Raw genomic sequence first — 14,567 nt, forward strand, 5'->3', positions numbered from 1 at the left:
CCGAACTCAGAAGTGAAACGCCGTAGCGCCGATGGTAGTGTGGGGTCTCCCCATGTGAGAGTAGGGAACTGCCAGACATCAAATAAGTGAAAAGGCCATCCGAAAGGATGGCCTTTTTGCGTTTATGCGCCGGAAAAACGGTAGGCCGGGTAAGGCGAAGCCGCCACCCGGCAGAGCAAACGACTAATGTATCACCTGCGATAAAAATGCTCGCGTACGTTCTGACTTCGGATGCGCAAAGAACTCATCCGGCGGTGCTTGCTCAACAATCTCCCCGCGATCCATAAAGATCACCCGGTCGGCCACGGTTCTCGCGAATCCCATCTCATGCGTTACGCACAGCATCGTCATGCCGGATTGGGCCAGCCCAATCATGGTATCCAGTACTTCTTTCACCATTTCGGGATCCAGCGCAGATGTTGGTTCGTCAAACAGCATGATTTTGGGTTTCATGCACAGCGAACGGGCGATAGCCACGCGCTGTTGTTGCCCGCCCGAGATCTGACCTGGAAACTTATTGGCATGTTCCGCGATGCGTACGCGTTCAAGGTAGTGCATCGCCAGCGCCTCCGCTTCCTGTTTCGGCATCTTTCGGACCCAAATCGGCGCAAGCGTACAGTTCTGCAGAACGGTCAGGTGTGGAAACAGATTAAAGTGCTGAAATACCATTCCCACTTCCTGCCGCACGCGTTCGATATTGCGGATATCTTCATTCAGTTCAATACCATCAACCACAATGCGCCCTTGCTGATGCTCTTCAAGATGGTTAATACAGCGAATGGTTGTGGATTTACCTGAACCGGAAGGGCCGCAAAGGACGATGCGTTCGCCCTGCTTTACCTTAAGATTGATGTCCTTCAGGACATGAAACTGTCCATACCATTTATTGACGTTTTCCAGCGTAATCATCGCGTTGGCGGTTGTCATAGTCATTTGGCTCATAATTTCCTCAGTGCGGTGTACGCCCGGTGTTAAAGCGCTTTTCCAGATGCTGGCTGTAGCGCGACATGCTAAAACAAAAGATCCAGTAGATCAGAGCGGCAAAGACATATCCCTCGGTGGACATACCCAGCCAGACAGGGTCAACGGTTGCCTGCTGCACGCTGCTAAAGAGATCGAACAATCCGATGATGATCACCAGGCTGGTATCTTTAAAGAGAGCAATGATCGTATTGACCAGCCCAGGGATAACCAGCTTGAGCGCTTGCGGAAGGATCACCAGTCCCTGCGTTTTCCAGTAACCGAGCGCCAGTGATTCCGCCGCTTCGTACTGGCCTTTAGGCAATGCCTGCAGGCCACCGCGTACAACTTCAGCGACATAGGCGGACTGGAAGAGAATCACCCCGACCAGGGCACGGATCAGCTTGTCGATCGTTGTACCTTCCGCCATAAACAGTGGCAGCATGACCGACGACATAAACAGTACGGTGATAAGCGGTACGCCGCGCCAGAACTCAATAAAGATAACGGAGAGCACGCGTACGACCGGCATTTTTGAACGGCGACCCAGGGCGAGTAAAATACCCAACGGTAGCGCGCCGGCGATCCCTACTGAAGCGATAATCAATGTCAGCGTCAGGCCACCCCACTGGCGTGTTTCAACGCGTTCCAGCCCCAGAAAACCGCCATACAGCAGCACCCAGACAATAATCGGATAAACCACCGCCCAGACGGCAATATAGCGTCCACGGTGAGGCAGCTTTTTCCAGAACATGACTGCAACAGAGAGCAGGCCGATAACCAGCGCCAGATTAATCCGCCAACGCTGTTCGTGGGGATACAACCCATACATGAACTGACCGAAGCGCTCATGAATAAATACCCAGCAAGCGCCGGCTTTTGTGCAATCAGCTCGGGTTGAACCGACCCAGTTGGCCTGTATAACCGCCCAGTTCAGCAGGGGAGGAATCAATTCCCACATTAGCCACAGGCAGACAATCGTCAGCAGGCTATTACTCCAGCTGGAGAAGAGATTCTTGCGTGCCCAGAGAATAAAACGTCCACCCGTCGAGCTGGCAGGGCGCGAGGAGTGCGACAGTATCGCTTTTGTCATCATAGATCCTTAGCGCTCGACCAGTGCTATACGACGGTTATAAAGGTTCATCAGCAACGAAATAGCCAGACTGATGATTAGATAGACGGACATGGTGATGGCAATGGTTTCTATGGCCTGTCCGGTCTGGTTAAGCACGGTTCCGGCGAAGAGAGACACCATATCCGGATAACCAATGGCAGCTGCCAGCGATGAGTTTTTGACAATGTTGAGATACTGGCTGGTCAGGGGCGGAATGATCACCCGTAAAGCCTGCGGAATAATGACCTGGCGAAGCGTCACGGTATTCGGCAAACCGAGTGAACGTGCCGCCTCGTGCTGCCCGTAAGGCACGGCCTGGATCCCGGAGCGGATGATTTCCGCAATAAACGCGGAGGTATAAATTGAAAGTGCCAGCGTGAGTGCTGCCAGTTCAGGAATTAACACCATACCACCCTGGAAGTTGAATCCGCGTAGGTGAGGAATATCCCAGTGCAAGGCTGCACCAAAAAGCCAGTGAGCAACTAACGGTAAGCCAACAATCAGCGCAGCGGCAACTGCCCATGTTTTACGAAGCTGTCCGGTTTTAATCTGATGCTTACGGTTATAGCGGAACAGGCCGACGGAAATCGCGAGCGCAACAATAATGGCGACGATAAAGGAGTAAATCCCTTCGGCCACCTGCGGAGAGGGAATGTATAACCCACGATTACTCAGGAAAAACAGCTCAAACGCATCGAGGGCCTGGCGGGGACCGGGAAGATTACGCAGCACCGCGAAATACCAGAAGAAGATCTGCAGCAGCGGTGGGATGTTGCGAAACGTCTCAATATAGATGGTGGAAAGCTTTCGCAGCAGCCAGTTTTCAGAAAGACGCGCCAGCCCAATAAAGAAGCCCAGGATGGACGCGAAGACAATACAAAGTGCCGATACCAACAGCGTATTCAGTAAACCGACCACAAACACGCGTCCGTACGTGTCACCCTCCTGATAGTCGATAAGGTGCTGAACAATCCCAAAGCCCGCGCTGCGATCCAGAAACGCAAAACCGGAGGTGATACCGCGATTATTCAGGTTAGTGATGGTGTTATGGATGAGATACACGGCGATAAGAACAACCGCAACAATAGCAATAATCTGGAATAGCCAGGCGCGGACCGCGGGATGAGAAAAGGATAGCGATCCTTTTACGGCTGAGCGGCGATGGGACATAAAGAAACCTCAGTAACCATGACTCTGGAGTGGGCACTGCCCGAGCAGTGCCCGTTACAGCTATGACTTAACGTACTGGTGGCGCGTACTGAATACCGCCGTTATTCCAGAGATTGTTCTGGCCGCGTTTGATCTTCAGCGGGCTTTCCGATCCCACGTTACGCTCGAAGATCTCTGCGTAGTTACCCACCTGTTTGATGATGTTGTAAGCCCACTTGTTATCCAGCTTCAGATCCTTGCCAAAATCACCTTCTTTACCGAGCAGGTGCGCCATATCCGGGGTGGAAGGATTCGCCGCTTTCTCATCAACATTTTTCGAGTTGATGCCCATCTCTTCTGCATTCAGCATGGCAAACAGCGTCCAGCGAACGATAGAGAACCAGTCTTCATCGCCACGACGCACAACCGGTCCGAGAGGTTCTTTGGAGATCACTTCAGGCAGGACAATCCATTCCGCCGGATTGCTCAGCTTAATGCGTAAGGCATACAGCTGTGACTGGTCAGAGGCCAGGGTGTCGCAGCGACCGGATTCCAGCGCTTTGGCTGATTCATCCGAGCGGTCGAAAGTCACAGGGGTGTATTTCATCTTATTTGCTTTGAAATAATCCGCGACGTTCAGCTCGGTATCGGTACCCGCCTGGATACACACGGTGGCGCCATCCAGTTCTTTGGCGCTTTTCAGGCCTGCTTTATTGTGTGTCAGAAAGCCGATGCCGTCATAATAGGTCACGCCCGTAAATGACATTCCCATACCTGCATCGCGGGAGGAGGTCCAGGTGGTGTTACGCGAGAGCATGTCAACCTCGCCGGACTGCAGCGCCGTAAAGCGCTCTTTCGCCGTCAGCGGGGTGTATTTTACTTTGCTGTCATCACCAAAAACCGCTGCTGCGACGCCACGGCAGACATCCACATCAATTCCGGTAAATTTGCCGTTCGCATCGGCATAAGAGAAGCCAGGCAGACCGTCGCTGATACCGCATTGAACAAAACCTTTCTTTTTAACGGCATCCAGCGTCGTTCCCGCATGGGCTTGACCGGCTATGGCAAACAACATGCCTGCAGCGGTCAGGCTGGCTATCATCGTCTTTTTCATAATGGATCCTGTGTGGCGAAATTTATTGTTATAGAAGCGTTTTTAAGCGCTTAACCTGTCTGTGGCATTGGCCAACGTTTATAAAGCAAACGTAATGCCAGTTTTGAGTTCAGCGAGATAAGAGAAAACTGAACGCTTAATGCAGAGTGTAGACAGGCTTAAATAAAATGAGCGCCCCGAAACAGTGCGAAATGACAACCTGTGCCACAAATTGGAGCAAAAGTTTTAACCGGGATGAAATAAAAAGGAGAGATAGTTTCTGAGGTGAATATTGGCAGAGTATTCAATAGTATTAATGTATGAAAATCATCAGAGATAAGAAAAAGGTGTTGATAGCGGTTGGTTGAAATGAAATATAAGAATAAATGCGGAACTTTGTTATTTATTAGAAAATAATGAACTCATTAAAAGCAAAAGCGCGGCCGGAGCCGCGCTTTCTGAACAGATGTTACTTCGTCAGGGCAACAATACCTAACGTTAAACCCGCTACTGCGGCAGCGCCGCCGGCGATGGCACCCGCTGTTTCCCAATTATCCTGGGTGGTGCCTTTCATACAGGTATTGGTATGAACCAGTCGGCCCTGATCATCGTAAACCGGTACACAAGGAGAGTCGTGCGCGCAACCAGCAAGCAGCGCAGCGAGAAGTGCAACGGAAATGAATCTTTTCATGATGTTACCTCAGTATTATTTCTTATTCGCTACAAAGCCAGGAGGGCTATTAACGAACTGGAGATTATTTTACCACCAGGGTAAGTTCCCGTTACACGTGGAATAATCTCAAATTATGTAGTTTGTAAAAATCATGGAGAAAAAGCGTTTTCTGGATAAATTCATGGAGAAATTATGGAGTCGCAAGAGGGCGCTTTTACTTAATGCAAACTCATGAATTTTTAATATGCGATTCAATAATGACTAATCCATTGTTTATATTAAAATAAAAAAGGCACCAAACGGTGCCTTCAGGGATACGTTAATCCTTATGGTTGGTAAACCGTCTCCGGACAACCACAAAGAAAACGGGCACAAAGAAAATAGCCAGAAGCGTTGCGGAAAGCATGCCTCCCATCACACCCGTACCGACGGCGTTTTGCGCGCCGCTCCCGGCTCCGGTGCTAATTACCAGCGGCATGACGCCAAGAATGAAGGCCAGGGAGGTCATCAGGATCGGGCGAAGGCGCATTCTTGAGGCTTCCAGCGTGGCCTCGATGATACCTTTACCTTCTTTATCCATCAGGTCCTTAGCAAATTCGACGATCAGGATGGCGTTTTTCGCCGATAACCCAATCGTTGTCAGCAGGCCGACCTGGAAATATACGTCATTGTTTAACCCGCGCAGCGACGCTGCGAAAAGAGCCCCGATGACGCCTAACGGCACAACCAGCATGACAGAGAAGGGTATGGACCAGCTTTCATACAGTGCAGCCAGGCACAGGAACACCACGATCAGTGAAATGGCGTACAGTGCAGGCGCCTGGTTACCGGAAAGGCGTTCCTGATAAGACATTCCCGTCCAGTCATAGCCGATGCCGGAAGGCAGTTTTGCCGCCAGGCTTTCCATCATCACCATGGCCTCACCGGTACTTTTCCCTGGGGCTGACTCACCGAGGATCTCCATGGACGGCATGCCGTTATAGCGTTCCAGACGAGGAGAACCGTAAACCCAGTGAGCGCTGCTAAAGGATGAGAACGGCACCATTTCCCCATTCGCGCTGCGCACGTAGAGATTGTTGATGTCCCCCGGCAACATACGGAATTTCGCATCCGCCTGGACGTAAACTTTTTTCACGCGGCCATGATCGATAAAGTCATTCACATAGGTACCACCCAACGCCGTCGATATCGTCTGGTTGACGTCAGAAATGCTAATCCCCAGAGCCTGCGCTTTCTCCTGATCGACATCCAGTTTGAACTGCGGTGTATCCTCCAGGCCGTTAGGACGCACGCGAACCAGCAGGTCAGGGTGCTCTTTCACCATGCCGAGCAGCTGATTACGCGCCTGCGTCAGCTGGGTATGCCCCAGGTTTGCCTGATCGATAAGTTCAAAGTCGAAGCCCGTTGCGGTTCCCAGTTCGATAATGGCAGGCAGGTTAAACGGAAATACAAGGCCGTCTTTAATCTGGCTGAACGCTTTTGTCGCTCGGCCCACGATGGCCTCAACGCTATTTTTCTCCCCAGAACGTTCTTCCCAGGGTTTCAGGCTGACGAAGGCGATACCGGAGTTCTGGCCCTGACCGCTAAAGCTAAAGCCGTTAACGGTAAAGACGGATTCAACGTTCGCTTTCTCTTGGGTCAGATAGTAGTCCTGAACCTGGTCGAGAACCTGCTGAGTACGCGTCTGGGTCGCACCCGCCGGGAGTTGAACCATCGTCATAAATACCCCCTGATCCTCTTCAGGCAGGAAGGAGGTAGGTAAGCGCAGGAACAGCACCGCCATCCCACCGACAATAAGGACGTACACCACCAGATAGCGGCCGGTCTTACGCAAAATACCGCTTACGCTGTTGCTGTAGTGCTCCACGCTCTTATCAAAGAGCGCATTGAACCAGCCAAAGAACCCCCCTTTCTTCTCATGATGATCGCCAGAGACGGGCTTAAGCAGCGTTGCGCAGAGTGCGGGCGTCAGGATCAGCGCAACCAGCACGGAGAGCGCCATGGCGGAAACGATAGTCAGCGAGAACTGGCGATAGATGGCGCCCGTCGAGCCACCAAAAAAGGCCATCGGGACAAAGACCGCCGAGAGAACCATCGCGATCCCCACCAGCGCGCCCTGGATCTGCTCCATCGACTTCTGCGTGGCCTCTTTCGGCGGCAGCTTGTCCTCTACCATCACGCGCTCAACGTTCTCGACCACCACGATGGCGTCATCAACGAGTAGCCCTATCGCCAGTACCATCCCGAACATCGTCAGGGTGTTGATGGAGAAACCGAACGCCGCAAGAACCGCGAAGGTACCCAGCAGAACCACCGGCACCGCGATAGTCGGAATGAGCGTCGCGCGCAGGTTTTGCAGGAACAGATACATGACCAGGAAGACCAGAACGATCGCTTCAAACAGGGTCTTCACCACTTCATGAATAGAAATTTTCACAAAAGGCGTGGTGTCATAGGGATAGACGACCTTCAACCCCTGCGGGAAGAACTGTTGCAGTTGCGCCAGTTTGCTCTTGATGGCTGCCGCGGTATCCAGCGCGTTTGCCCCGGTTGCCAGCTTAATCCCCAGGCCGGTGGCTGCCTGCCCGTTGATTTTGGTCACCATATTGTAGTTTTCGCCGCCGAGCTCAATGCGAGCGACATCCTTCAGGTGAACCATCGAGCCGTCCTGGTTCACCTTGAGCGTCACGCGGCCAAACTCTTCCGGTGATTTCAGGCGAGTTTGCGCGATGATGGAGGCATTCAACTGCTGTCCGGGCACAGACGGCGTACCGCCCAACTGACCTGCCGCTATCTGGTCGTTCTGCGTTTTCAGCTGGTTGATAATATCCAGCGGCGTCAGCTGGTATTTATTCATCGCGTTGCTGTCGAGCCAGATGCGCATCGCATACTGGGCGCCAAACAGCTGAACGTCGCCGACACCCGTCGTTCGGCTGATAGCATCTTTGACGTTCGAGGCGACATAGTCGGAGATATCATCCTGAGTGAGGTTTTTGTTGTCCGACACAAAACCGGCGACCAGCAGGAAGCTGCTGCTGGATTTCTCAACGCCAATCCCTTGCTGCTGTACCTCTTGCGGCAGCAGCGGCATGGCGAGCTGCAGCTTGTTCTGCACCTGCACCTGGGCGATGTCCGGATCCGTTCCTGACTCGAAGGTCAGTGTGATGGTGACATTACCTGCTGAATCGCTGGTGGAAGACATGTACATCAGGTTGTCGATACCGTTCATGTTCTGTTCGATAACCTGGGTCACGGTATCCTGCACCGTCTGGGCATCAGCGCCGGGGTAGGTCGCAGAAATCGCCACGGCTGGCGGAGCAATCGTCGGATACTGGGCGACGGGCAGTTTGAGAATGGCCAGCCCGCCTGCAATCATCAAAATGATGGCAAGTACCCAGGCGAAAACCGGCCTTTGAATAAAGAAATTAGCCATGTCGTCGTTCCTTAACTGGCGGGAGTCGTGGTGGTATCTGGCGTGGCGACGACGGTAGCCCCTGGTCTGACTTTTTGTAATCCGCTGACAATCACGCGGTCACCGTTTTTCAGCCCTTCCGTCACCAGCCAGCGGTCGCCAATGGCCTGAGGCGCAACGACGGTACGTGATTCAACCTGGTTTTTATCATTAACCACCAGCACGGTTGCGTCGCCTCGCGGCGTTCGGGTCACGCCCTGCTGCGGAACCAGAATGGCATCTGGTTGTGTGCCTTCATCAATGCGGGCGCGAACGAACATCCCCGGTAACAGCAGGTGTTGAGGATTCGGGAAAATGGCGCGCAGCGTGATTGAGCCGGTGCTTTCATCCACCGTAACGTCGGAGAACTGCAGGGTGCCTTTCAGCGGATAGGGCTGACCATTCTCCATCAGCAGCTCAACGCTGCTGGCCGTGTCGCCTTTTTGCAGGCTCGTCTGCTTCAGGCGCATAAATTCATTGCTCGACTGGGTCACATCGACATAAATCGGATCAAGCTGCTGGACCGTCGCCAGCGCTGCGGCCTGCCCGTTCGTCACGAGCGCCCCTTCCGTCACGCTGGATTTGCCGATGCGGCCATCGACAGGGGACGTTACTTTGGTATACGCAAGGTTGATACGTGCGCTTTCAACGCCCGCTTTTGCGGCGACAACGCTGGCATCTGCCTGCTGGGCCGTAGCCACGGCCTGGTCATACTCTTGTTTACTGACATACTGTGTTCCCACCAGTGGGAGATAACGTTTCACCGTCAGGTGTGCAATATTGGCCGCCGCCTGCGCCTTTGCCAGCTCGCCTTTCGCGCTGTCGTAAGCCGCCTGATAGGTCGCAGGATCAATTTGATAAAGTGAGTCCCCAGCTTTTACATCGCTACCTTCCGTGAAGTTGCGACGCAGAATGATACCGCTAACCTGTGGACGAACCTCCGCAACGCGGAACGCATCTGTTCTGCCCGGGAGTTCAGTTGTGACGGCCAGCGGCGCACTTTTCACGATATGGACGCTGACCTGAGGCGCCTGTGCATGTTGTTGTTGATTTTCCTGGCCATCGCATCCAGTGAGCAGTACAGCGCAGACAATGAAACCGGCTAAGGGTAAACGTCTGAAATGATTCGTCATGACTGTTCCTTTAAATACCCATTAACCGATGTTTGCCGTAGATCGGTAGTGGGGCAGAGGGAAAAAATAAAATGTAGCTGCGTATAATAATGAGGGTATTTAATGTTTTTTAATTTATAAGTGCGAATGACGAGGCCTGAGAGGAAAATCAGAATCAGTCCCGTAGAAAATACGGCTATACTTCTGCCCGCTAAATCAGGCTAATAGAGCTTAACCGGTAAATTTATCCATTTCGTGAATTTAATTCTGGGTATGTATTTAGATTATTTATAGATTAAGTAAATTGACTTTTTTTGTGCAAAATTAAAACGGCTTTTAGTGAATACTTCCAGCCATCCGAACCTGATGTTATGTATATACCCTGCGAGTAAAGAGTAGCTGTCAATGGCGCGTAAAAAGAAAGAAGAGGCTCAACAAACCCGACAGCAGTTGATTGAGGCGGCTATCGGGCAGTTTGCGACGCGAGGCGTAGCCAGCACGACGCTGACGGATATCGCCGATGCCGCAAAGGTTACGCGTGGTGCTATCTACTGGCACTTTACCAGTAAAGCAGAGATATTTAATGCCATTTGGGAACAGCAATTACCGCTACGTGAAATCATTCGCGACAGGCTTTCTCTCTCCGAAAATGATGATCCGTTGTTAATACTTCGTGAGCAATTCATTACTGCGCTTCAGTATATCGCATGCGAACCCCGTCAATGTGCGCTATTACAAATTTTGTATCATAAATGTGAATTTACTAGCGATATGATTTCAGAGGATGAAATTCGGAAACGTATTGGGTTCAATTATGATTCTTTGCGCGTTACGCTGGAAAAATGTATTTCTCGAAACATCATTTCGTCGCAGGTGAACGTTGAGCTGACCATGATAGTATTCCACGGTTTTTTTAGCGGCATCATTAAAAACTGGTTAATGAATACCGACAGTTTTAATCTTTATCAGCAGGCGCCAGCCCTGGTCGACAGTATTCTGGCGACACTCCCTCTCTTGCGCGTGTCGCCTCAGAATGATTACGGCTCAGCGCCTGGCAACATTTCCCCCCGTGCACAAAGCGCCTCGATGGTCTGCGCGCTGGCGGGTTTACCTAACAGATAACCCTGTAAGGTATTACAGCCCAGCTCCGTCAAAAAGGCTTGCTGCGCTTCGGTTTCCACACCTTCGGCCACGACTTTCAGGTTGAGCGTTTTCGCGAGGGCCACAATCGCAGAGACAATGGTGGCATCCTCGCTTTCACCGCTTAACTCTTTCACAAACGCTCTGTCTATCTTCAGTTCACAGGCCGGTAAACGCTTGAGATACAGCAGGCTCGAATATCCGGTCCCAAAATCATCAATCGAGGCTTTCACCCCAGCATCCGTCAGCTCTGTCAGCACCCGCACACTCTCATCGGGGTTGCTCATCGCCGTAGTTTCCGTGACTTCCAGGATCAACATTTCCGGCGGGACGTGATGGCGCTCCAGGCAGTCGAGCACTGTTTTAACCAGCGAGGGCTGTTCGAACTGCAACGTCGACAGGTTTACTGCCATTGACCAGTTTCGATGCCCCTGCAGATGCCATTCTCTCAGCTGGCGACAGGCTTCATTGAGCACCCAGTTACCAATAGGGATGATAAGCCCGGTTTTTTCCGCCAGCGGCAGGAAAAGATCCGGCGTCAGTAAACCCTGCTTCGGATGCTGCCAGCGCAGCAGCGCTTCAAACCCGAGGAGAGGGCCCGCGGGCGCGTGAAACTTTGGCTGATAAAGCAGGCGCAGTTCATTACGATCGACGGCCATCCACAGATCGTTCATTAACTGAAGATGGGTCTGCGCCAGAGTGTTCATGGAGGGCTGGAAAAAGTGATAGCCGTTTCGGCCCATATGCTTGGTGTGATACATCGCCGCGTCGGCGTTAAACATCAGCTCACGTTCGGTTTTGCCGTCGTGAGGGTACAGGGCGATACCAATGCTAAGCGTTACCACCAGTTCGTAGGGGTCGAGAGTGAACGGGCTATCGATCGCCCGCACCAGCGAATTTGCCAGCGAGGCCGCATCGTCCGGACCTTCTCCCTCAGCCAGCAGAACAAACTCATCTCCGCCAATGCGTGCAAGGGTAAACTGGCCCTTCAGGAGATGCAGCAGACGCTGCGTAACGGCGACCAGCAGCCTGTCACCGACATCATGGCCGTAGGCGTCATTGATGGCTTTAAAACCGTCAAGATCCATGAACATCAGGGCGAAATGGGTACCTTCACGGTCAGCTTTGCTGATGGCCTGATCGAGCCGGTCCTCCAGCAGGATACGGTTGGGCAGACGCGTCAGCGTATCGTGCAGCGCCAGCTGCGCAAGTTCCCGGTTCGCTTCTGCCAGCGACGAGGCCAGAAGGGCGGTTCGTGCCTGCAGGCGGGCATCCAGCATCGACACCAGCAGGGTGATCCCAAGAATAGAGAGCGCGACGACGCTGACCAGCACGGCCAGCCAGCTGCCGTTAATACCATGATGGTGAACCATGGTGGACATTGGAAACTGCGCGGCCTTCATCCCGGCGTAGTGCATACCGGCGATAGCAATTCCCATCGTGATGGCGGCACCCAGGCGCATCAGCACCACCTGAGCGGCTTCGTGACGCAGGCGGAAGGTCAGCCACAATGCTGCAAGCGAAGCGGCAAGCGCAATCACGACCGAAATGGCCACCCACAGCGTGTCCCAAACGATCCCCGGCCTCACCTCCAGCGCCGCCATACCGGTGTAATGCATGGCAACAATGCCGATTCCCATCACCAGAGCGCCGGGGAGCAGGCGGCGCATGCGCAGCTGTTCACAGCTGACGAGCCATAGCGCAAACAGTGACGACCCCACGGCGATGACCATAGATAAAATCGTCAGGGTCGCGTTGTAGCTCATGCTCATGGAGAGATCCATCGCCAGCATGCCGATAAAGTGCATTGCCCATATGCCAATACCCATCGCAACACCGCCTCCCGCCAGCCAGATGCGCGCTGCGACGCCCTGACTCCCGGCGACGCGTGCAGCCATATTCAGCGCGGTGTAAGCAGCAAGGATGGCAACAGCAAAGGAGAGGGCTACAAGGATAGGGTTGTATTGGCTAACCAGCATGGTCGGTTCTACTCGAGTATGACGTTACGCAGGAGAGGTTGAGAAGGGCGAGACATTATCACCGTCAGGTAACGGCTCAAAGGGATTTAAATCCCCGTTTTTAGTGAGTAATACGGGGAGGTTGGTGACGGCAGGGGGTTAATCGAGTTCTGAACAGTTCACTAATTTCAGCGGATTGACGGAGTTCATATTGCGGCACTTGTCGGTTTCGGTGCTCATCAGTTCAATCCACTGCATCAGGAGGGCATCGAATAGAAAAACGGAGATTGCAAAGACGACCAGCCACCAGTATTTACGAATCATTGTGTCATTCCGCGAGAAGAGAGCCACTGAAGTGGTGGAAATATACACGAAAAGAAGCGGTTTAAAAGCGAGATAAGCAAAGGTTTACAAAGCGTTGACGGTGAAAGAATAAGACAATAAAAAAGGCGCATCCCCATGCCAGGTAGCGCCTTTTTAAACAAGCAGTTAGCTAATCTAAATTAGTTCATGCCGTATTTTTTCAGTTTCTTACGCAGAGTACCACGGTTGATACCCATCATCAGCGCAGCGCGGGTCTGGTTACCGCGGGTGTATTGCATCACCATGTCCAACAGTGGCTGTTCAACTTCAGCCAGTACCAGCTCATACAGGTCATTAACATCCTGACCATTCAGTTGAGCAAAATAGTTCTTCAGTGCCTGTTTAACCGAGTCACGCAGGGGCTTTTGAGTTACCTGATCCTGAGAGTTAACGGTAGAAACGGTCAGTACGTCAGAATTTACGCGTTGTTCGAACATAGTTCTGTCAGCTCTTTATTTCATTACGCAAGATTTTCGAAGTATGCCTCCAACGCCTCCAGCTGTTCGCTGGCATCCTCAATGGCGTTGAATGTGCGCCGAAACTGGTCATCTGGAGCGTGCTCCTGGAGATACCAGGAGACGTGTTTACGCGCAATTCGGTACCCTTTTGCCTGACCGTAGTGGTCATGCAGTTCCCGAACATGCGAACAAAGCAAGCGCTTTACCTCTGCCAGAGGCAGTGGGGCAAGCAGCTCCCCAGTGTCCAGATAATGCTGGATTTCCCGGAAGATCCAGGGTCTTCCCTGAGCTGCACGTCCTATCATCAGAGCATCAGCTCCCGTATAGTCGAGTACAGCCCTGGCTTTAAGCGGGTCAGTTATGTCGCCATTCGCGATAATCGGAATGGAAACCTTCTGCTTAACTGCCCGAATGCTGTCGTATTCAGCTTCACCATTGAACAAACAGGCGCGAGTGCGTCCGTGGATGGTCAGGGCCTGAATACCACAATCTTCGGCCAGTTGGGCAATCTCTACACAGTTACGGTGTTCCGGCGACCAACCCGTGCGAATCTTCAACGTAACAGGAACGTCCACTGCGCTGACAACCGCCGTCAGGATAGCTTTCACCTGGTCGGGGTATTGCAGAAGGGCTGAACCTGCAAGCTTGCGATTCACCTTTTTGGCCGGGCAACCCATATTGATATCAATAATCTGGGCACCACTTTCCACGTTAATACGCGCGGCATCTGCCATCTCTTCAGGCACGCTTCCGGCAATTTGCACGGTGCGAATACCTGGTTCATCAATGTGCACCATCCGAAGGCGGGATTTATCGCTTTCCCAAACCTGTGGGTTAGACGACATCATCTCGGATACGGTTAAACCGGCTCCCATCTCATAGCACAGCGTCCTGAACGGCCGGTCGGTAATACCTGCCATTGGGGCTGCGATCAGGCGATTTCTAAGCTGGTGGTGTCCGATGCGCATGAGTTAAGAAATGACCATACTGTGACTGCAAGGCGGCGTATATTACGCATTTTTTGCACGAGATGAAAGGCCAAACTTTGAACAATCCACTGTTGTAGATCAAGGAATCGCCGCGCAATCTTTTCGTT

At 52.4% G+C, this 14,567-nt stretch carries 12 protein-coding genes; 1 reads left to right on the forward strand and 11 read right to left on the reverse strand.

The window, feature by feature from the left end:
• Window positions 1-183 precede the first annotated feature (183 nt).
• The 7 genes from IM303_RS14165 to IM303_RS14195 form a co-directional block, all read right to left on the reverse strand.
• Entirely contained in the window at window positions 184-942 is a 759-nt protein-coding gene (locus IM303_RS14165) for an amino acid ABC transporter ATP-binding protein (protein WP_041907797.1), read from the reverse strand.
• A gap of 7 nt (window positions 943-949) precedes the next feature.
• Window positions 950-2,053, reverse strand: a complete 1,104-nt coding sequence (locus tag IM303_RS14170; protein ID WP_047367023.1) for an amino acid ABC transporter permease — start codon at window positions 2,051-2,053, stop codon at window positions 950-952.
• Between the two features lie 9 nt (window positions 2,054-2,062).
• Window positions 2,063-3,244 carry an amino acid ABC transporter permease gene (locus IM303_RS14175; protein ID WP_193360036.1) on the reverse strand — a complete coding sequence of 394 codons (1,182 nt, stop codon included), beginning with the start codon at window positions 3,242-3,244 and terminating at the stop codon, window positions 2,063-2,065.
• A 67-nt stretch (window positions 3,245-3,311) separates the two neighbouring features.
• Window positions 3,312-4,337, reverse strand: coding sequence for an amino acid ABC transporter substrate-binding protein (locus tag IM303_RS14180; RefSeq protein ID WP_028014619.1), 1,026 nt, complete (start codon window positions 4,335-4,337; stop codon window positions 3,312-3,314).
• A 448-nt stretch (window positions 4,338-4,785) separates the two neighbouring features.
• Window positions 4,786-5,007: a lipoprotein gene (locus tag IM303_RS14185; protein WP_008502867.1), complete on the reverse strand. Its 222-nt coding sequence runs from the start codon at window positions 5,005-5,007 to the stop codon at window positions 4,786-4,788.
• 301 nt (window positions 5,008-5,308) lie between these two features.
• Complete coding sequence (locus tag IM303_RS14190) at window positions 5,309-8,422, reverse strand: efflux RND transporter permease subunit (RefSeq protein ID WP_049136867.1); 3,114 nt, start codon at window positions 8,420-8,422, stop codon at window positions 5,309-5,311.
• An 11-nt stretch (window positions 8,423-8,433) separates the two neighbouring features.
• Window positions 8,434-9,573, reverse strand: coding sequence for an efflux RND transporter periplasmic adaptor subunit (locus IM303_RS14195; RefSeq protein ID WP_028014617.1), 1,140 nt, complete (start codon window positions 9,571-9,573; stop codon window positions 8,434-8,436).
• Between the two features lie 384 nt (window positions 9,574-9,957).
• Between IM303_RS14195 and envR the strand changes: the two genes are divergently transcribed.
• Window positions 9,958-10,674: an acrEF/envCD operon transcriptional regulator gene (gene envR / locus IM303_RS14200; protein WP_193360037.1), complete on the forward strand. Its 717-nt coding sequence runs from the start codon at window positions 9,958-9,960 to the stop codon at window positions 10,672-10,674.
• Here envR and IM303_RS14205 read toward each other — a convergent pair.
• The 4 genes from IM303_RS14205 to dusB all read right to left on the reverse strand — a co-directional run bounded on the left by IM303_RS14205 (window position 10,590) and on the right by dusB (window position 14,439).
• A complete protein-coding gene (locus IM303_RS14205; RefSeq protein ID WP_193360038.1) occupies window positions 10,590-12,671 on the reverse strand; it encodes a bifunctional diguanylate cyclase/phosphodiesterase in 2,082 nt (693 codons plus the stop codon). The genes envR and IM303_RS14205 overlap by 85 nt on opposite strands.
• 138 nt (window positions 12,672-12,809) lie before the next feature.
• Entirely contained in the window at window positions 12,810-12,974 is a 165-nt protein-coding gene (locus tag IM303_RS14210; RefSeq protein WP_014885446.1) for a DUF2556 family protein, read from the reverse strand.
• 179 nt (window positions 12,975-13,153) lie between these two features.
• Entirely contained in the window at window positions 13,154-13,450 is a 297-nt protein-coding gene (gene fis, locus IM303_RS14215) for a DNA-binding transcriptional regulator Fis (RefSeq protein WP_000462905.1), read from the reverse strand.
• 23 nt (window positions 13,451-13,473) lie between these two features.
• On the reverse strand, window positions 13,474-14,439 hold the full coding sequence (gene dusB, locus IM303_RS14220; protein ID WP_008502861.1) for a tRNA dihydrouridine synthase DusB: 966 nt from the start codon (window positions 14,437-14,439) through the stop codon (window positions 13,474-13,476).
• Window positions 14,440-14,567: the final 128 nt, after the last annotated feature.

Source organism: Enterobacter cloacae complex sp. P38RS, from assembly GCF_014930775.1.
In the GTDB taxonomy this organism is placed as follows: domain Bacteria; phylum Pseudomonadota; class Gammaproteobacteria; order Enterobacterales; family Enterobacteriaceae; genus Enterobacter; species Enterobacter bugandensis.